18 protein-coding genes are annotated in these 20,093 nt (G+C 43.6%); 14 read left to right on the forward strand and 4 right to left on the reverse strand.

Features of this window, described 5'->3' with window-relative positions; genetic code table 11:
* Window positions 1-122: 122 nt before the first annotated feature.
* The 7 genes from NSQ55_RS05185 (at window position 123) to groL (ending at window position 5,601) form a co-directional block, all read left to right on the forward strand.
* A complete protein-coding gene (locus NSQ55_RS05185) occupies window positions 123-758 on the forward strand; it encodes a 5-formyltetrahydrofolate cyclo-ligase (RefSeq protein ID WP_339171737.1) in 636 nt (211 codons plus the stop codon).
* A gap of 3 nt (window positions 759-761) precedes the next feature.
* A complete protein-coding gene (gene moaC / locus NSQ55_RS05190) occupies window positions 762-1,232 on the forward strand; it encodes a cyclic pyranopterin monophosphate synthase MoaC (RefSeq protein ID WP_076129224.1) in 471 nt (156 codons plus the stop codon).
* Window positions 1,233-1,317: 85 nt separating this feature from the next.
* Entirely contained in the window at window positions 1,318-1,803 is a 486-nt protein-coding gene (locus NSQ55_RS05195) for a MogA/MoaB family molybdenum cofactor biosynthesis protein (RefSeq protein ID WP_036676512.1), read from the forward strand.
* Between the two features lie 139 nt (window positions 1,804-1,942).
* Window positions 1,943-2,185, forward strand: coding sequence for a twin-arginine translocase TatA/TatE family subunit (locus tag NSQ55_RS05200; RefSeq protein ID WP_036676510.1), 243 nt, complete (start codon window positions 1,943-1,945; stop codon window positions 2,183-2,185).
* Between the two features lie 144 nt (window positions 2,186-2,329).
* Window positions 2,330-3,097, forward strand: coding sequence for a twin-arginine translocase subunit TatC (gene tatC / locus NSQ55_RS05205; RefSeq protein WP_076129223.1), 768 nt, complete (start codon window positions 2,330-2,332; stop codon window positions 3,095-3,097).
* A 512-nt stretch (window positions 3,098-3,609) separates the two neighbouring features.
* Window positions 3,610-3,891: a co-chaperone GroES gene (gene groES, locus NSQ55_RS05210; RefSeq protein ID WP_036676506.1), complete on the forward strand. Its 282-nt coding sequence runs from the start codon at window positions 3,610-3,612 to the stop codon at window positions 3,889-3,891.
* A 78-nt stretch (window positions 3,892-3,969) separates the two neighbouring features.
* A complete protein-coding gene (groL, locus tag NSQ55_RS05215) occupies window positions 3,970-5,601 on the forward strand; it encodes a chaperonin GroEL (protein WP_076129222.1) in 1,632 nt (543 codons plus the stop codon).
* Window positions 5,602-5,738: 137 nt separating this feature from the next.
* Here groL and NSQ55_RS05220 read toward each other — a convergent pair whose 3' ends face one another.
* Complete coding sequence (locus tag NSQ55_RS05220; protein ID WP_076129221.1) at window positions 5,739-6,716, reverse strand: tRNA-dihydrouridine synthase; 978 nt, start codon at window positions 6,714-6,716, stop codon at window positions 5,739-5,741.
* A gap of 264 nt (window positions 6,717-6,980) precedes the next feature.
* Here NSQ55_RS05220 and NSQ55_RS05225 point away from each other — a divergent pair, with 264 nt between their 5' ends.
* The 4 genes from NSQ55_RS05225 (at window position 6,981) to NSQ55_RS05240 (ending at window position 12,811) form a co-directional block, all read left to right on the forward strand.
* The gene (locus NSQ55_RS05225; RefSeq protein WP_339171746.1) at window positions 6,981-9,563 is read left to right on the forward strand and encodes an S-layer homology domain-containing protein; all 2,583 of its coding nucleotides are present in this window, start codon (window positions 6,981-6,983) and stop codon (window positions 9,561-9,563) included.
* Window positions 9,564-9,704: 141 nt separating this feature from the next.
* Window positions 9,705-10,913, forward strand: a complete 1,209-nt coding sequence (locus NSQ55_RS05230) for an MFS transporter (RefSeq protein WP_339171749.1) — start codon at window positions 9,705-9,707, stop codon at window positions 10,911-10,913.
* 297 nt (window positions 10,914-11,210) lie between these two features.
* The gene (locus NSQ55_RS05235; protein ID WP_076187299.1) at window positions 11,211-12,188 is read left to right on the forward strand and encodes a ring-cleaving dioxygenase; all 978 of its coding nucleotides are present in this window, start codon (window positions 11,211-11,213) and stop codon (window positions 12,186-12,188) included.
* Between the two features lie 17 nt (window positions 12,189-12,205).
* The gene (locus NSQ55_RS05240; protein ID WP_076187301.1) at window positions 12,206-12,811 is read left to right on the forward strand and encodes a flavin reductase family protein; all 606 of its coding nucleotides are present in this window, start codon (window positions 12,206-12,208) and stop codon (window positions 12,809-12,811) included.
* A gap of 67 nt (window positions 12,812-12,878) precedes the next feature.
* Here the strand turns inward: NSQ55_RS05240 and NSQ55_RS05245 are convergent, their stop codons facing one another.
* Both NSQ55_RS05245 and NSQ55_RS05250 read right to left on the reverse strand, forming a co-directional pair.
* On the reverse strand, window positions 12,879-13,787 hold the full coding sequence (locus NSQ55_RS05245; protein ID WP_339171756.1) for a DMT family transporter: 909 nt from the start codon (window positions 13,785-13,787) through the stop codon (window positions 12,879-12,881).
* 186 nt (window positions 13,788-13,973) lie between these two features.
* Entirely contained in the window at window positions 13,974-14,513 is a 540-nt protein-coding gene (locus tag NSQ55_RS05250) for an NADPH-dependent FMN reductase (protein ID WP_036676495.1), read from the reverse strand.
* Window positions 14,514-14,794: 281 nt separating this feature from the next.
* Between NSQ55_RS05250 and NSQ55_RS05255 the strand changes: the two genes are divergently transcribed.
* From NSQ55_RS05255 to NSQ55_RS05265, 3 genes are all read left to right on the forward strand, one after another.
* Complete coding sequence (locus NSQ55_RS05255) at window positions 14,795-15,247, forward strand: MarR family transcriptional regulator (protein ID WP_036676493.1); 453 nt, start codon at window positions 14,795-14,797, stop codon at window positions 15,245-15,247.
* Between the two features lie 11 nt (window positions 15,248-15,258).
* Complete coding sequence (locus NSQ55_RS05260; protein ID WP_076130619.1) at window positions 15,259-16,470, forward strand: MFS transporter; 1,212 nt, start codon at window positions 15,259-15,261, stop codon at window positions 16,468-16,470.
* Between the two features lie 224 nt (window positions 16,471-16,694).
* Window positions 16,695-18,464, forward strand: a complete 1,770-nt coding sequence (locus NSQ55_RS05265) for a M3 family oligoendopeptidase (protein ID WP_076187306.1) — start codon at window positions 16,695-16,697, stop codon at window positions 18,462-18,464.
* Here NSQ55_RS05265 and NSQ55_RS05270 read toward each other — a convergent pair.
* Window positions 18,461-20,038, reverse strand: coding sequence for a bifunctional UDP-sugar hydrolase/5'-nucleotidase (locus NSQ55_RS05270; protein WP_339171760.1), 1,578 nt, complete (start codon window positions 20,036-20,038; stop codon window positions 18,461-18,463). The genes NSQ55_RS05265 and NSQ55_RS05270 overlap by 4 nt on opposite strands.
* Window positions 20,039-20,093 lie beyond the last annotated feature (55 nt).

Raw genomic sequence — 20,093 nt, forward strand, 5'->3', positions numbered from 1 at the left:
AGGGAATAACGACCTAGTCCGATAACACAGTTCTATCCACCTTGGCGAACCGGGGAGAAGAGTGGTAAACTGGATTTACAAACAAGGATAAGCTAGGGATGAATAAGAGGGGGAGGCCGACAATGTCCAGCAAGGAGTCGGAGATCTCCAAAGTAAAGCAACAATTACGAACGGAGAAGACCATCGCCCGAAACGAGCTGTCTTCGGACCAGAGAAGTAAACTATCATCTGAAGTCTGCCACTATGCATTGGAGTGGCTGGAGTTGAAGGGTATAACTTCACTAATGGCCTATGTGTCTTTTCGTTCAGAGCTTGATACCCGCCCACTTATCACACAGGCGTGGAAAGATCAGCGTAAGGTGCTGTTGCCGCGTGTAATTCCAGCAAGCGGTGAAATAAGTGTCCACGCGGTGAATGCATGGAGCGATTTAGAGCCGGGGGCTTATGGTATCCAAGAACCTATTGTCTCCAGCAGAGATTTATTAGAGATTGAAGAGATTAAGCTACCTGCTGTTGTGTTCGTACCAGGGCTAGCATTTGATCTTCAAGGCGGCAGGCTTGGCTACGGTCGAGGATACTATGACCGGTTACGTGCGTCTTGGGAGAAAGCCGGGTACGTTAGCGCACAGCCCCCGATATGGATCGGGTTAGCTTACGGCATGCAGTTGGTTCCAAGGGTGCCGATGGATGAGCATGACGCTTTAATGGACATGCTGATTACTGAAAATGGTATAGTGCACTGCCGAAAAGGAGAGTGAGCCATGGAATTGACCCATTTCAACGAGCAGGGAAGAGCTCGTATGGTGGATGTGAGTGAGAAGGAGATTACGAAGCGGACAGCTGTCGCGCGGAGTATGATCAAGATGGCTGCTGGAACGCTGAGCGCCATTAAGAGTGGCAAGATCAGCAAAGGTGATGTCCTTGCTGTTGCACAGATCGCCGGGATTATGGCGGCTAAGAAGACGTCAGACTGGATTCCGATGTGCCACCCGCTGCCACTTACCGGTATTGATATCAGCTTCTCCGATAACAGCGAAGATGAACTTTATATAGAAGCAACAGTCCGTACTACAGGAAAAACCGGAGTAGAGATGGAAGCCTTAACCGCTGTTTCTGCCTCAGCACTAACGGTGTACGACATGTGTAAGGCTATTCAGAAGGATATGATTATCGGACCGACGCTTCTGGTATCTAAGAGCGGGGGCAAGAACGGAGATTATGCGCTCGAATAAGTATCAGCTGCTTTTGTTCGAAGCGCTGAGGCGAGCAGGCTGAACTGTACAGCCAACTATACATATAGAGAGGAAGGACAAACCTATGGCGTGGAAGACAGCAATCCTAACGGCCAGTGATAAAGGGGCCAGGGGCGAACGGGAAGACACGAGCGCCCAGGTTATTCGGGAGCTGGTGGAAGAGGAACTAGGTGGCGAGATCATTGAATATCGAATCGTTCCCGATGAACAAGATGAGATTATCGCAGCCTTGATTGAACTGACGGACTATTTTCAGGCAGATTTGGTACTGACCACCGGAGGCACAGATCTGGCGATTCGTGATGTGACCCCGGATGCTACTCGGCGAGTGGTAGAACGGGAAGTGCCTGGGCTCTCAGAAGCTATGCGAAGCACAGTGATGCAAAAAAACCGTGCAGCTATGCTTTTTCGTGGGATATGCGGCATTCGCGGTCGCACGTTGATTGTCAATTTACCTGGAACGCCGAAGGGTGTTCATGAGAATCTGGCAGCTATTATGGATCAATTACCGGAAGCACTGCTCATGGTAACTGGCCAATACCGCCAATAACCCTTTGTCATCTTCTTGTCACGTCACAATGATAATCTATTTATAGAAGAAAGTGGATGTAACTGTGACATAAGTTATGGTATTATTAAATTAAAGTAAACGATACCATGAACGGACAGGTGGACAAGGAGGAATAATAATGTTTAGTGGAATTGGTACTCCTGGTATTATTTTGTTGGTCATACTGGCACTTCTGCTCTTTGGCCCAAATAAACTGCCAGAGCTAGGCCGTGCAGTTGGACGAACCTTCCGTGAATTTAAGGAAGGCGCGCGTGAAATCATCGGGGATAATGAACCGGTGAAGAAGAGCGAAGCTCCTGTGCCGACGGCCCCGCAAACGGTCGCTGCAGATATTCCTCAGGACAAACGCCTGCCGGAATAATAGAAGATCTTTCAATGGGGGCATTCTCAGGAGTCTACTAGACTTGAGGAGACGCCCCTTTTTCTTTGCTTTCCGCAGCAACGGACACTGCTTTGAAGAAAGTTAGTGTTATCTTTTTTACTCTTGTCATGGGATGGTGTCTGGATGTCTCTGAAATCGGAAGAAATGTCGGTGGTGGATCATCTCACCGAGCTGCGCAAACGGATTATTTATGTGTTAGTCGTATTTGTCCTTGGATTAATTGGCGGTTTATTTTGTGCAAAGCCTATTTACGATTATTTGATTAGCACGGACCTGGCGCAAGGTTTTGTTCTGCATGCATTCTCATTCTGGGATGGCATTGGGATGTACATGAAGATCGCGATGGCCGTTTCGCTAGTGATTTCTGTCCCGTTTATTGCCTACCAGCTGTGGGCATTTATCAGTCCGGGCCTGCGGCCGGAGGAGCGAAGTGCGACACTTCGTTATGTTCCCTATGTGTTTGTTCTTTTCCTTATCGGTCTTTCTTTTGCTTATTATATTGTTTTTCCAATGGCACTCTCGTTCACGATCTCAATTACCAGAAGCATGGGACTGGAAGAGACCTACGGGATTGCACAGTATTTTAACTTCATGTTCAGCCTGGTATTGCCGCTGGCATTGCTGTTTGAACTTCCATTGCTGGTGATGTTTCTGACCAAACTAAGAGTACTCAACCCGCTACGCTTGCGTAAAATGCGTCGGTACGCCTATTTCACGCTTGTTTTTATTGCTGTAGTTATCACGCCCCCGGATTTTATCTCAGACTTTCTGGTGACGATTCCACTGCTCATTTTGTATGAGTTCAGTGTATTTTTATCTGCATTTGTCTATCGCAAGCAACTTGCTGCGGACGCGGCACGGGATGAACGGTATGTTCAGAAGCAGGAGTGAGGAGAGAGGCTGCCGCTAAGTAGATTTTCTACGAATGTGGCAGCTTTTTTGCTATAAGTTGATTTCATTAGTTGGATTGAATACACTTAGTAAGTAATTGTTATCGATCGATCAGGATCATTAGATGCAAAGGTCTAACCATTCTAGCAACGTTCATATCTATAAGGGGTGAGAGGAAAGCGCTGGAATCCTACGCATATTTTCAAAACCCGTGGATACAATGTAATAGAGTGTGTGCTTGGACAAGCATTGAAACGTATTTTTTTGCGAAAACTAATACGAATTTGTGTAAAAAGACTTGAAATCCGGGCTCAAGTTGAGTATCATAAAAATTGTTGTTAGCACTGCACGCTGTTGAGTGCTAACGCTCTTGAAAAATAGGAGATGGGCTGGAGATTAGCAGGGTTCCATTGATATTTTTCAAGAACATCACAGCATTCTAAGTTTGACCGGTAAGTTCTAAACTATGTTTTGAAGCAAAATAACATAATTTTAAAGGAGGCTATTTTTTCATGATCAAACCATTAGGTGAACGCGTATTGGTGCTACCGAGCGAGCAGGAGGAAACAACTTCATTCGGGATTGTGCTTCCGGACTCCTCGAAAGAAAAGCCACAAGAAGGAACTATTATTGCAGTAGGCAGCGGAGCTTTGAAAGATGGAGTACGTGTAGCACTTGAAGTTAAAGAAGGCGACCGTGTTCTTTTCTCAAAATATGCAGGAACAGAAATCAAATATGAAGGTAAAGAATATTTGATTATGAAAGAAAGCGACATTCACGCGATTCTTGACTAAGCAAGAGTCGATCATAAGCTAAATCTAAACTACTTAAAGTAATATGATATACAAAAAATTCTAGGAGGTAATTACACAATGGCTAAAGAAATTAAATTCAGTGAAGAAGCTCGCCGTTCTATGCTTCGTGGTGTAGATGCTCTGGCAAACGCGGTAAAAGTTACACTTGGACCAAAAGGCCGCAACGTGGTGCTTGAGAAGAAATTTGGTAGCCCACTCATCACTAACGATGGTGTAACGATCGCTAAAGAAATCGAACTTGAAGATGCATTCGAGAACATGGGTGCTCAACTGGTTAAAGAAGTTGCTACTAAGACTAATGATGTAGCCGGTGACGGTACTACAACTGCAACGGTTCTGGCTCAAGCTATGATCCGCGAAGGTCTGAAGAACGTAACTGCTGGTGCTAACCCAATGGTTATCCGTAAAGGTATCGACAAAGCGGTTCGTGCAGCTGTTGAAGAATTGCAAAAAATCGCTAAGCCTATCGAAGATTCCCAAGCTATCGCTCAAGTAGCTGCTATCTCTGCTGCTGACGATGAAGTAGGTCAATTGATCGCTGAAGCTATGGAAAAAGTAGGTAAAGACGGTGTTATCACTGTTGAAGAATCCCGTGGATTCGCTACTGAGCTTGAAGTAGTAGAAGGTATGCAATTCGACCGTGGTTACATTTCCCCATACATGATTACTGATACAGACAAAATGGAAGCTGTTTTGGAGAATCCATACATCTTGATCACTGATAAAAAAATCAGCAGCACTCAAGAAATTCTTCCATTGCTTGAAAAAATCGTTCAACAAGCTAGACCGCTTGTTATTATCGCTGAAGATATCGAAGGCGAAGCACAAGCTATGCTGATCGTGAACAAACTGCGTGGAACATTCAACGCTGTTGCTGTTAAAGCTCCTGGCTTTGGCGACCGTCGTGAAGCTATGCTGCAAGATATCGCTGCCCTGACTGGTGGCCAAGTGATCACTGAGAAGCTCGGTCTTGATCTGAAGAGCACTTCCATTGAACAACTGGGTAACGCACGTCAAGTACGCGTAACTAAAGAAAACACAACAATCGTAGACGGAAGCGGCGACAAAGCGGACATCAATGCACGCGTTAGCCAAATCCGTGCTCAACTGGAAGAAACAACTTCCGAGTTCGACAAAGAGAAATTGCAAGAGCGTCTGGCTAAATTGGCTGGCGGCGTAGCCGTTGTCAAAGTTGGCGCTGCAACTGAAACTGAACTTAAAGAGCGCAAACTTCGCATCGAAGATGCCCTGAACGCAACTCGCGCAGCGGTTGAAGAAGGTATCGTATCCGGTGGGGGTACAGCTCTTGTGAACGTATATAACGCTGTTGCTGCTGTAGACGTAACTGGCGACGAGAAAACAGGCGTTAACATCGTGCTTCGCGCGTTGGAAGAGCCAATTCGCACCATCGCAGCTAACGCTGGTCAAGAAGGTTCCGTAATCGTGGACCGCTTGAAAAAAGAAGAAGTAGGTATCGGCTACAACGCTGCTACTGGTGAATGGGTGAACATGTTCGAAGCGGGTATCGTTGACCCTGCTAAAGTAACTCGTTCCGCGCTTCAAAATGCTGCATCCGTAGCGGCTATGTTCTTGACTACTGAAGCAGTTATCGCTGACAAGCCTGAGCCTGAAAAAGGCGGCGGCATGCCAGATATGGGCGGCATGGGTGGAATGGGCGGCATGATGTAAGGAAATCATTATCGAAGCAATTCGATGATGAGTTTCCTTGAGAGGAAACACCATTTGACCACATAGTACAAAAATGAGAGACCTTTCATAAGTTCATTGAACTTTTGAGAGGTCTCTCATTTTTTTGTGGGTATAATTTAATCTAATTCTTGCTCTAAAACAGTTTTTACTAAACGACGTACTTCATCTGTTGATCTTGTATCCATTAATTGATTTCTTAGTTCGCCTGCGCCTCTAAATCCACGAACATAGATTTTGAAAAAGCGAAGAAGTGGTTTAAATAAACGTGGCTCAAGTTCATTTGAATATTTATCGTGAAGATCCAACTGTAAAAGAAGTAAATTGAGAAAATCCTTCGCGCTGTGTTCTTTAGGTTCTTTTTCAAAAGCAAATGGATTGGTGAAAATGCCGCGGCCAATCATGACTCCATCAACGCCGTATTGTTCTACTAATTTTAATCCTGTTGCGCGGTCAGGAATATCTCCATTAATAGTTAACAACGTATTTGGAGCAATTTCATCGCGTAATTTTTTTATTTCAGGGATTAGTTCCCAGTGTGCCTCTACTTTACTCATCTCTTTTTTTGTACGAAGGTGAATGGAAAGGTTCGCAATATCTTGTTTCAATATATGTCCTAGCCAATCGCGCCACTCGTCAATATCAGAGTATCCTAATCTTGTTTTAACACTAACCGGCAATCCACCTGCTTTTGCTGCTTGAATAATTTCTGCTGCAACTTCAGGATGTTTTATTAATCCAGCACCTTTTCCATTCGATGCAACGTTTTGTGCTGGGCACCCCATGTTTAAATCGATACCACGAAAACCAAGTTTTTTCATATCAATGCTCATCTGTTCAAAAAATACGGGTTTATCACCCCAAATATGAGCGACAATCGGTTGCTCATCTTCTGTGAACGTTAATCGACCACGTACGCTGTCTTTTCCTACAGGGTGACAATAGCTTTCTGTATTTGTGAATTCTGTGAAAAATACGTCGGGTTTTGCAGCTTCACTAACGACGTGCCGAAATACAACATCTGTGACATCTTCCATGGGCGCTAATATAAAAAACGGCTTCGGTAAATCAAGCCAAAAGTTTTGTTCGTTACTCATATTATCTCCTCTTGTTGTAATATATAAAAACGATATAAGGATAGCAAAGTCCTATACCCATCATACATAGTATCATTTTTTTTCGTTTGATGCACAGAATCAATGATATGAGAATGTTCATCCATGGCTATTTGTTTATAATCTGTTTATTGATACTTGTTATAATCCTTTAGATGAAAAGTTTGTAATATAAAGTCGAATCGTGTTAACGAATCGATTATAGACAAACGACATAACGCATCCAAAGAACAGGGGGATAAGCAAGTGAACAAAAAGCAATGGATAAGCTCTATATTGGCTGCTGCTGTATTATCAAGCCCTATCATTATGCCGACCAAAGGATCGGCAGCGGCTTCCTTTATTGATATTGATGGCTCATATGCAAAGAAAGCGATTGTTGAGCTATTCGATCAGGGGATAGTGACTGGTGTCGGAGAGAGTAAGTTCTATCCTACGTCGAATATTACAAGGCAGGATTTTGCAATTATTTTAGCAAAGACATTAAAGCTGGATGTTTCAAACCCTCCTGCACTGCCAACCTTTCTGGACGTTCCCACAAGCAACTACGCATACAGCTATGTAGAGGCAGCTGTCAAAGCCGGATTGATTAAGGGTACAGGCAGTAATCTTTTCGGTACGGGGCAAAATTTATCACGTCAGGATATGGTCGTCATGTTCGTGAGAGCATTGGGAGTCAATCCTACGGGTAAAGCTGGAACTTTGCAATTTGCTGATAGTAGCCAAATTGCTGATTATTCCAAAGATTTTATAGCTGCTGCTGTGGAATATGGATTGATTACCGGATATAATAATTTTTTTAATCCTGATGCCAAAGTAGATCGTCAGGCCGTAGCTCTAGTAGCCTCTAAGTTTCTGAAGTTTAAGGAGAACGGAAACACTGAGCAGCCCGCCTCCACCCCAACTGCTCAACCGAGTAAAGAGCCGGTAACAGTGCCTACTCCTGTTGTTGGAGGGTCTTCCTCTTCGCAAAGTGAGCATAGCAGCAATTCAGATACAAATGCACCTATGGTTGAAAGTACCAAGTTCGAGGCGATCGACAACTACAACGGGACACAAGATCAGCTTCGCGGGTTAGCGGGAGCCATTGGCGAGCAAGGAGCAGCGGTACAAGCCTACCTGTGGACGGATGCGAATGAGAACGGTGAAGTAGATGCCGATGAGTTAGGAACAGCCATCGCATTAGGCACCAGCGAAGCAGACGGATCTGTGAGTGCGGCCAATATTGGGGATCTGAACGCAGGAACGTATCGTTTCGTGATTACCGCTAAGGATTCATCCAATAATGAATCAGCGAAGAACGCTGCACATGCGGTTACGGTGACCTTAAGCAAAAACGAAGTTCCGGATACGAGTGCACCAGTAGTGGACGCAACTAAGTTCGAGGCGATCGACAACTACAACGGGACACAAGATCAGCTTCGCGGGTTAGCGGGAGCCATTGGCGAGCAAGGAGCAGCGGTACAAGCCTACCTGTGGACGGATGCGAATGAGAATGGTGAAGTAGATGCCGATGAGTTAGGAACAGCCATCGCATTAGGCACCAGCGAAGCAGACGGATCTGTGAGTGCGGCCAATATTGGGGATCTGAACGCAGGAACGTATCGTTTCGTGATTACCGCTAAGGATTCATCCAATAATGAATCAGCGAAGAATGCTGCCCATGCCGTTACGGTGACCTTAAGCAAGAACGAAGTTCCGGATACGAGTGCACCGGTAGTGGACGCAACTAAGTTCGAGGCGATCGACAACTACAACGGGACACAAGATCAGCTTCGCGGGTTAGCGGGAGCCATTGGCGAGCAAGGAGCAGCAGTACAAGCCTACCTGTGGACGGATGTGAATGAGAACGGTGAAGTAGATGCCGATGAGTTAGGAACAGCCATCGCATTAGGCATCAGTGAAGCAGACGGATCTGTGAGTGCGGCCGATATTGGGGATCTGAATGCAGGAACGTATCGTTTCGTGATTACCGCTAAGGATTCATCCAATAATGAATCAGCGAAGAACGCTGCACATGCGGTTACGGTGACCTTAAGCAAAAACGAAGTTCCGGATACGACTGCACCGGTAGTGGACGCAGCCAAGTTCGAGGCGATCGACAACTACAACGGGACACAAGATCAGCTTCGCGGGTTAGCGGGAGCCATCGGGGAGCAAGGAGCAGCGGTACAAGCCTACCTGTGGACGGATGCGAATGAGAACGGTGAAGTAGATGCCGACGAATTAGGAACAGCCCTCGCATTAGGCACTAGTGCAGCAGACGGAGCTGTGAGTGCGGCCAATATTGGGGATCTGAACGCAGGAACGTATCGTTTCGTGATTACCGCTAAGGATTCATCCAATAATGAATCAACGAAGAACGCTGTACATGCGGTTACGATTGAGCTTGTTAATGGTGTTCTGACCACACCTACGGTTACTAGCTCTATATATGGCTTTGACGGAGGCGGCGGTTCAAAAACAAAACAACTGATAACGGGTTCTACACAATCGCGCATTCGCTTCGACTTTTTCTCCGGAGAAAGCTTTACGAATGCTGAAATTCAGGTAACGATGGAAGGCATTACCTTTACCACAAACGACTATTATACCATTAGTGGATGGACACATCCGACGAGTGATCAAATTAGCAATAATGGGCATACGTTAACTTTCACAGGAAGTAACATAGGTGTTTCGGATATCGCTTTTGAACTTCATAATAAAGTGATGCCGGCACCCGGGACCTATCTCATTAAGTTCAAAGCAGATGCGGATGGACCTGGAACAGCCAGATCTTATTCCGAGGAACAAGTCATTACCTTAATTATTTTGCCACCGGCTTAAACTAGAAGCTTCTCATGAGTTCTTTGAACTTGTGGGAAGCTTCTTTTTTATGAAAAATAGGATTGCTCAATATAGTCTAAATGAGTATTATGAGTAAGGTATGTTCATATAAAAATAGAGATAAACAGGATGGAGAGCACCATGAAAACAACACGTCAGAACGCATTGATTTTCTCGTTTACTTTTATGGCTTTTATTCTGGGTACGACAGAGTATATTATTGTTGGTTTACTCTCTGAAATATCCTCAAGCCTCGGAGTTACGCTTGCGACAGCCGGGGGATTGGTATCTGGCTTCGCGATTTCTTATGCCATTGGCACACCAATTATGATGTCCTTGTGCAGCCGTGTTCCGAAACGGATTACGATTCTTGTATCACTTGTATTGATTTTACTGCTAAATTTGTGGAGTGCTGTAACTGGAACTTACAGTATGCTGCTGGTGACTAGAATAGTTACTGCCATACTATGTGGCTTTGTTCTTTCTGTAGCCATTACGGTAGCGAATGAAGCGGTTGATCAGGAGAAGAGAGGCAAAGCGATTGCTACAATTTTGAGTGGTTTTGCTATTGCGAATGTTTTTGGTGTGCCGATCGGTACTTTCGTCGGGCAGTTTTTTAATTGGCCAGCAGCGTTTGTTCTGAATGGGATATTAGCTGGAGTTGCCATAGTCATAAATTATATCTATATTCCACGCCAATTACCGAAACCTGTGCCTAGCTCACTCAAGGATCAGATCGGACTGCTCACAAACGGCCGCATTATTCTTGCATTTCTCATTCCGGTTACGGCAGTGGGAGCCGTATTTGTGATGTACACTTACATTACGCCTATTCTGGAGCAAGTCATGAACGTTCCTAAAAGCTCGGTTAGCGGTGTGCTGTTTGTATACGGAATTGCCACGATTGTCAGCAACTGGATTGGTGGCAAGGTTGCGACCGGTAATGCGGTTAGTAAGCTGAGATTCGTGTTCCTTATCCAAGCTGTGGTCTATGTTATCTTTAGTATGACCGCATCTGTTTCCATTCTAGGAATGATTGTGCTAATGGCTCTAGCCATGATGTCGAGTATTGTGAGCGCCCCTGCGCAGCTCTATTTGATTGACTTAGCTAAGCAGTTCTCACCAAAAACGAAGGATCTTGCTGCCTCATTGAATCCAGTAGCCTCAAACCTGGGAATTGCAGGCGGGTCCGCGATCGGTGGAGTGGTTGCCGGGCATGGAGGATTAATCTCTCTCCCTGTAGCTGCTGCCATCCTGGCGATATTGGCCTGTGTGATTACGTTGATATGTTATAAGATGGATCATCAAAGCCAAGCAGCGGTCATCACTCAGCATCATAACTTAACCTAATGAGATGATATAAAATATCCCGGCTTCATACGAGTTCATTGAACTTGTGTGGAGCCTTTTTTATATGGAAAGCTTCAAAGCGTTGACTTCCTACAGATTCAGTGCTAAACTTATCTTAAGTTAAAGATATTTAAAGTGAAGATAAAAACTCGATGCTATCCACCAAAGAGCTTGTACAGTAGAAAAAGATCTTTTTTTTAAGTAATATCTTAACATTAAGATAATTAAACTAAACCTTTTTGTTCTTGGGAATTATATTACGAGTCAAAATCAACTAAACATTAGGAGTGTATAACAATGAGAAACTTAAAAGGGATTCACCACGTTACAGCCATCACAAGCAGCGCAGAGAAAAATTACGAGTTTTTTACTTACGTGTTAGGTATGCGTCTAGTGAAGAAAACAGTTAATCAAGATGATATTCAGACGTATCATTTGTTTTTTGCAGATGATAAGGGCAGCGCCGGAACAGATATGACCTTCTTTGATTTTCCTAACATCCCTAAAGGGGTTCATGGAACTAACGAGATTGCGAAAACATCCTTCCGGGTACCAACAGATGCTTCATTAGACTACTGGGTTAAGCGTTTTGATCGGCTTGCAGTGAAGCATACCGGCATTAAAGAGCAATTCGGCAAAAAGACATTATCCTTCGTAGATTTCGATGATCAACAGTATCAACTTATTTCAGATGAATTGAATAAAGGTGTCGTATCAGGTACACCGTGGCAAAAAGGGCCTATCCCTTTGGAGTATGCAATAACTGGCTTGGGACCGATCTTTGTACGAATTGCTGACTTCAACTATTTCAAAGAAGTATTGGAGAAAGTAATGTTGTTTAAAGAAATTGCTCAGGAAGAGACGTATCATTTATTTGAAGTTGGCGAAGGCGGAAACGGTGCACAAATTATTGTAGAGCATAATGAGTTCTTACCGAATTCACGCCAAGGTTTTGGGACTGTTCACCATGCTGCTTTCCGTGTAGAGGATCGTGCGATGCTGGACGAGTGGACAGAGCGTTTTGAAGGCTTTGGATTCCAAACTTCAGGATATGTAGATCGTCACTTCTTCGAGTCGTTGTATACACGTGTAGCACCACAAATATTGTTTGAGCTTGCCACTGACGGGCCAGGATTTATGGGAGATGAGGAATATGAAACCGTTGGCGAGAAGCTTTCTTTGCCACCTTTCTTGGAACCTAAACGTGAGCAAATTGAGAAGTTAGTCCGTCCTATTGATACCGTTAGAAGTACGATCGACTTTGTGAAAGAGTGAAGAAGGGGCTGAGGAAATTGATTTCAATGGATCCAAAGCACAACAGTGAGCGGGAAAATTACAAATTATTAATTGGCACTATTATTCCTAGACCTATAGCCTTTGTCACAACACAATCAGAAGAGGGTCTCTTAAATGGTGCACCTTTTAGCTATTTTAATATCGTTTCGTCCAATCCTCCAATGGTTTCATTGGCTATTCAAAGACCGGCAGGTCGTTTAAAAGATACAGCCCGTAATATTTACGATAATCAACAGTTTGTTGTGCATATTGTAGATGAGGAGAATGTTGCGAAGATCAATCAGACTGCAGCCACATTACCTGCTTCTGAAAGTGAAATTGAATTGGCGAATCTTACACCGATTCAAAGTACAAGTGTAGCTGTGCCTGGCGTTTTGGAAGCGAAGGTGCGGATGGAGTGCAAGCTTGTTCAAGCAATTCCTCTAGGGGGCGAAGAACCTGGGAGTGACTTGTTTATTGGCGAAATTGTTCAATTCCATATCGATGAATCGATCTATCAGGAAGGGCATATTGACCCGAGAGTTCTAAACGCTGTGAGCCGTTTGGCGGGAAATAATTACGCAACCCTTGGAGAGATTTTTACAATAGATAGGCCGGAATAAGCAACTATAGAATAGACCTGCTAGTAAGCAATGAAGCCTACTTAGCAGGTCTTTTTGTGTACCGAAGCTACAGCTCGTCCGCAACCCCCAACAAAGCAATCCCTAGAATCACAACGATAATAACGGCATATTGTGCCTTGCTTAGTTTTTCTTTGAGGAAGATTCGCGATAATATTACGGAAAAAATGCTGTATGAAGCAATAAGTGGTGCCGCGATAATCGCGTTGCTGGACATAGCAAATACGTAGAAGAATTGTCCGGTCGTTTCCAGAATGGCTGCGAAGCCCTTATCCCGTTCTTTAAATAGGTTGAACTTTACCTTTTTAAAAAATTTCAGGTATGTAAAAGACAAGATGGCACATATAAAGAAGGTGTATTCATACGCGAGCAGAGCTGCTTTTTCGCTAATCAGGCTGAGTTCATCCAAATAAATAGCATCGGCAAAGGTGCCAAGTCCATCGATTAGGCAGTATAGGATTGGAAAAATGATGGCGATCACGCCAATCTGATATTTTTTATCAATCTGTGTGGTGCTGTTTTGAAGCGCTTGGTGTTCTGCTCTCTTTTCCAAGATGGCGATCCCGATAATGCCCAAGGTGATAACGGCAACACCAACGATTTCAAGCGCCCCTAGCTCATGGGTGAAAAAGATAAATAATAATATCGTCGTTACAGCGCCAGATGAATTTTGTACGGGGGAGGCAATGGATAACTCAATATATCTGAGTCCAATATAACCAACTGCCATCGACAGGATATAGAGTGCAGACACAGGGAAATATCGGATTAAGTCCATAGGATCAAAGGTTAATCCTTGAATGAGCATATAAGCTGTTGCGTGAATACCCATGACTATCCCCACGATAATGACAATCTTAATATGGCTATACCGATCCTGACTATCGGTCCCCTTTTTATAAAATAAGTCAGCCCCTCCCCAAGCGAAGGCTGTTAATAATGCAAACATAAACCACATAATCATTGCTCCTTGCTGTAGATTAAAATCCCCGCCGATTATACCAGATTAGATTCTACACAGGGTGCTCATTTCATCACACATAAAAAATACACCCTCTAGAATCGACCGGACAAACCAAAGGTTTATCAAATGTCTATTCTAAAGGGTGTACTTCATAACATAACAGAGGGGTAAGGCGCTATCTTAACGTAGAGTTTTCAATGCGCCACTCCAAGCCAAGACTTGATCCAGCATCCCATTAAGATTGGTAAGATGCAGATCCGCTGGTTTAAACACAGTTCCGTTCTCGAAATCAGTGAACAGTGACAATGCAGGGTGTACACGAACGTCTGCTACAGATAGTTCTCCCAAGATTCCGCGTAGATGTTCAGCTGCACGAGCGCCCCCTACGGAACCATAACTTACGATACCTGCTGCTTTATTATTCCAAGCTTCACGGGCATAATCGAGCGCATTTTTCAGTGATGCAGAAATACTGTGGTTATATTCTTGTACGATAAATACGAAACCGTCTAGTGTAGCAAGTTTAGTGTTCCATGCTGTTGCTTGTTCAGTTGCATCAGCCTCACCCAATAGTGGAAGCTTGAAATCTGCAATATCTATGATCTCATAATTAGCATCCCCGCGTGCATCCGCAATCTTTTTAACCCATTCTCCTACTTGCGGGCTTAAACGACCTTGACGAGTACTTCCGAGAATAATACCGATGTTTAATTTTGACATTGTTTGTTCCTCCTCAATTTTTGTTCTACCAAATAGTTTGTCTAGAAATCCCATGAAGTACACAACCTTTAAAAATTATTTATCTCAAGAGTAGTAAACTCTGGTTGTCTTTAAGTTAAGTATCTTTAAGATGAGATAATAATACCGCACATAGTGTGCTTTGTCAAGCAACTTTATAATAGTTAGTTTATAGCTTTGCTTCACCTTTACAAAATTAGTTGTTAGGAATATAATTGTTTAAGCAACTATTAAAACAGTGTTAATTGAGAAGGGATACGATCATGACGACAAAGCATAACCAATCCGAGCTTACGTTAGGATTTATGATGGGCACGACTTATCGTAAATTAAGCATGTTATTTCAAAGTGGGCTGAAAGAACATGATATAACACCGGAGCAATGGTCAGTCCTTTTTCATATTGACAGAACGGAAGGTTTGATTCAGAAGGACATTGCTAAGCGCTCTGGTAAGGATAAGCCAACTACAACGCGAATTCTGGATCATTTGGAAGGAAAGGGACTGATCTACAAAAGAACCGGTGAGAACGATCGGCGTTCTTTTAAAGTCTATATTACAGAAAAAGGAAGGTCTCTGGTGAAGGAAACCGTTCCTATTGAAGATAAGGTGACAGAAGAGATTATGAACTGTATTTCTAGTAAGGAATATGAGTTGCTCATGGAATTGCTGCTAAGAATAAACAATCATGTAGATCAAATAACAGATGGAGAGTAGGAAGGCAAGTTATGTTAGAACAACAAGAACTACGTACGAAATTATGGACCAAATCTTTTATTGCTTTAACGATTAGTGCTTTATTTTTATTTATGAATTTACAGATGTTGTTATCTTCATTTCCGTCTTACGTAAAAAGCGAATTTCAGGCCGGAGATATCATGGTCAGCCTCGTTACCAGCGTCTTTGCATTAACTGCGATCGCTTCACGTTTTATGACCGCTTTTCTGATGCGAAAGGTTAGCCGCAATGTATTATTATATATTGGTTTAGCAATTGCCGCCGCTATTACCGGCCTTTATGTTGTAGCAGATTCTATCGGATCACTGCTGCTGATGCGTGTGGGCTATGGGATTGGATTCGGGATTGCCAGCACGATTATCCCAACGATTGTTTCACAGATTATTCCAAGCAAAAGAATGGGTGAAGGGATAGGTTATTTCGGTTTATCCACCAGCCTGGCGATGTCGATCGGTCCAATGATTGGCTTGAATGTGATGAAACAATCAGGTTTTGGAACACTGGCTATGATCGGTATGGTAACTTTACTTCTTGCTTTTCCAGTACTTTTATTTTCTCGTTCACTTCCAGCGCAACCGAAAAAAAAGCCTACCCCAACTCAAAGCGAATCCACCAAACCTCTCAAGGTTCCGTTTAATACAAAGTTAGTATTGCCCGCCATTCTAAATGTCATGTTGGCAATTACCTACGGGGGATTGCTAAGCTTTATCGCTTTATTCGGCGAATCAGTTCATCTGGAGCAAGTGGGTTTGTTCTTTTTATTTAATGCGGTTACGATCATCATTATAAGACCTATCTCCGGCAGATTATTTGATAAAAGAGGACCAGCTTCTGTCCTAATCCCGGCGGCGGTTTGCGTCGTTGCAAGCTTAACTGTGCTTTCTTATACTACCTCTATGCCAATGCTCATCGTTTCTGCACTGCTATATGGACTTGGCTTCGGCGCTATTCAGCCAACGATCCAGGCTTGGATGCTTCGCACCTCAACTCCAGCACAATATGGTATGGCCAACAGTATGTTCTATAACTCAACGGATTTGGGTGTAGCCAGCGGAGCCATTATTCTGGGGGCAATCTCGGCAGCAACTGATTATGGGATAATGTATCGTTATTCGGCTGGGTTTATGGTGTTGTTCCTTATCGTGTATGTGGGAATTCAGATTAACAAGGCTAGAGTGAATCCATCAACCTTAAGTCAATAGGGTTCGGAGATTAAGCCAATCTTTATCTGCTATTCATATTATTTTAAGCTAAGAGGGTTATAGTAATCACATAACCCCCTTATAATATAGACTTTGACCCTGCCGGACGTTGGCAGGGTCCTTTTTTTGTGTATGAAGAGAAGAAGTACATTATGTCGATGCACTTTTCTGGCAGGATGGATTATGCTTAGAAGAATAGGAATCGAAGGGGGAGAGATTTGCGGATGAATATGACATGGAACTTAGATAGTTTATATCCTTCCTTTGAATCGGAGCAGTTAAAAAGGGATCGCAAGCTACTGGACCAGCATATACAAGATTTAAAGCGGTGGGCTGAGCACCATTTGAAAGTAAAAGACGTTACAGCCATGTCTGTGGAGGGCTTTTTAAGAATTTATAATGATTATAAAAGCATATATGTATGCTTGTTAGCTTATGCAGAGTTAACACTCAGCGCAGATCGTGGCTCCGAGGAAGCCATGAATCTTGCTGATGATATTGAGGAGGCCAATTCAGAAATCATCGGGGTAGTTGTGGCTTTTAAGCGCTGGTTTAGCACTTGTGATCATATGGATGAGCTTATCGTTAGCTCACCTTATCTAATGGAGCATCAATTTTATTTGCGAGAACTCCTGTTACAATCCCGCTATGAGTTAAGCGAAGAACTTGAAATGGCCATAGCCAAAATGCAGAGTACAGGATCCAAAGCATGGAGCAGACTGTATATGGAGAGGACTTCAAGTGCACTTGCAGATTTAGTGGTAGATGGGGAAACTAGACAAGTGACACTTGCGGAGCTAAGAAGTATGGCTTATGAGAATAATGCCAGCTTAAGAAAAGCTGCTTATGAAGCAGAGGCAGAAGCCTGTAGTCTTATTGCTGAGGTCTGCGCAGCCAGCTTAAATGGCATTAGTGGTGAGGCGGTGACGATTTATGGCATGCGGGGTTATCAATCTTCTCTGGAAAAAGTGTTAATCGCTTCGAGAATGGACAGTGAGACTTTAGCCGCTATGCTCACTGCTCTTCGGGAGAGCCTGCCAGCCTTTCATACCTATTATCAAAAGAAAGCCGAGCTACTGGGACATCCGGCAAAGCTGCCTTTTTACGATATTTTTGCACCAGTCGGTGTAGAAAACGGGAAAATTACATACGCTAACGCCAAAGATACAATCATCTCGAGCTTCGCAACCTTTAGTGAGGAACTGGCTTGTTTTGCTCAGAAGGCTTTTGATCAGCAATGGATTGATGCAGAACCTAGATCAGGCAAAGGGGGGTATGGACTTTGCATTGATATTTTTCCGATTGGCGAGAGCAGAATTATGACCCAGTTCACCGGAAATGCCATAGATATTAGTATCCTTGCCCATGAGCTCGGCCATGCCTATCATAGCTCCTGTCTGGCTAATGAAACGATGCTGAATACGGATTACCCGATTCCGATTGCTGAAACGGCTTCGATTTTTTGTGAGACGATAGTGAACCATGCCATAATTACAAATTCAACGGAGAAGGAAGCTCTGCTTATTCTGGAGAGAAGTATTTCTGATGCCGGTTATTATCTTGTAGACTTTTATGCCCGTTATTTATTTGAGATCAAATTATATGAGAGAAGAGCATTAGGCCCGCTGTCTGTTCAAGAGCTAAATGAATTGATGATTGCCTGTATGGTGGAAGCCTATGGTGAGGGCATTGACCCGGGTACAATCCATCCGTACATGTGGATGAACAAAGCTGGATATTTTATGGCTAGTAATGAATTTTTGAATTTTCCGTATTCCTTTGGTTTGTTATTCTCTAAAGGGCTGTACGCGGAATATTTAAAGAGGGGCGAAGAGTTCGCCCCTAAGTATCGCCAGTTCCTTAGGGATACCAGCAAACATAATATTGTTGATGTAGCAAAAACAATGGATCTAGATGTTCATTCCGTCGACTTCTGGAGAAGTGCGTTGAAGCTGATAGAGAGCGATATTGGGGTGTTCATCGCTAAAGCCTAAACAACTCTCCAATTATGGTCACAGGTAGCTTCAATTTGGCCATGCTTTTCAATGTAGTCCGTGACAATTTCAGATATGTCGATCATAATTTCTTGAACAATCGTTTTACCCTTATACATCTCATAATCTCCGCCACCGCTGGCTCTATAATTGTTCATAACAACCTCATATTCTTTAGAGTCCTCTATAGGCTGTCCTTGGTACAGCAGATGGAGGACTCTTTCGCCTGCAGGTCTAGCGGTATCAAGCTCGTATTGTATTCCTTCCCACATATCATAATTGTAATGCTGCGGTTTAGGCTCGATGTAGGCGGGGTTAACGATTATTATTCCGTTTTCGTCTTGTTGGAAATAGTTAGCGGTTTGTTCTAAGGCCTCTCTAATATCTTGTCCTGTCAGTCTTAGGACGGTTAAGGTGTTGGGATAAATGAAGTTCGATAAAATGTCTCTGCGTGTGATGGTTTCGCTGAAACCCTTGCAATCGTTACTGAGTAAGGCTGCTGTAGAAATATCTACGCCAGTAGCCTCCATTTGTACCTTATTCATAAATTCTATAAAAGGGTGGTCAGCTAAGCGGCATTCATCAGCACTGGAAATAGACAGGTCCCCGATAACCGTTCCTATTCTCTCATCCAGCCAAGTTTGTGTTTCTGATTCAAGAGTACTGTTCAGCTCTAGGATTACATCATCTGCAGCTGTTGTCTCATTAGCGTTAAGGAGCTCGGCATGTTTACGCTGAATCTTCCAGTGTGTATTTTCTTTTTGGAAAATAACCGAAATTTTACCGAGGGAAAGTCCATTACAACCAGGTTGTATGATTGTAACACCGTTCAACTCCCCAGCTATGGAGCGGTGCTGATGTCCGGTAATTAGCACATCTATGCCCTCTACCTCTGTACACATGGCGTAGGCTTGATTCTCCCCCGTTAGTCTTTCTACAGGTTCTCCACTGCTTAGATCGCGTTCGAATCCGCCGTGGTAAGCTACAATGAGCAGATCAGGCTGCTCTTCTGCCCGTATAATGGCACACCAATGCTTTACAGTCTCTAGCGAATCCTCAAATTGAAGCCCTTCAATATGGCTAGGGTTCTCCCAGTGGGGGATGTAATGCGTCGTAACCCCTAGAACGGCTACTTTGATTTTATCTACCCATTTGATGATATAGGGTTTACCAAAGGCGGGTTGATTTGTCGTGTTATCTATAATTCCAGCTGATAACCAAGGAAAGCGGGAATCCTGAACGGCTTTATTCAGCAGAGTTTTGCCAAAATTGAATTCATGGTTGCCAATAATTGCAGCGTCATATTTCAATTCATTTAGTGCAGCTATGCCCGGATTCAGCTCATTACTATAATGTGTAGCTGCATAATAAGTTAACGGTGTGCCTTGAATAAGATCACCGTTATCTATAAGGATCAGCTCAGGAGTATGGGATCTTTCTTGTTTAATGAGGGTAGCAATTGTTGCTAAGCCTGCTGGTCGTTTCTCCCCCGTGCGGTAATCGACGGGCCCAAAATGTCCATGTAGATCACTTGTTACGAGGATTTCACAGGTTATTGAATTCTCTTTATTCATAGGTAGCCCCTCCTGATAATAAGTTCAGACCTCATTCTAGCAGATAATTGGCTAA

This window comes from Paenibacillus sp. FSL H7-0943, assembly GCF_037963265.1.
GTDB classification, from domain to species: domain Bacteria; phylum Bacillota; class Bacilli; order Paenibacillales; family Paenibacillaceae; genus Paenibacillus_AQ; species Paenibacillus_AQ odorifer.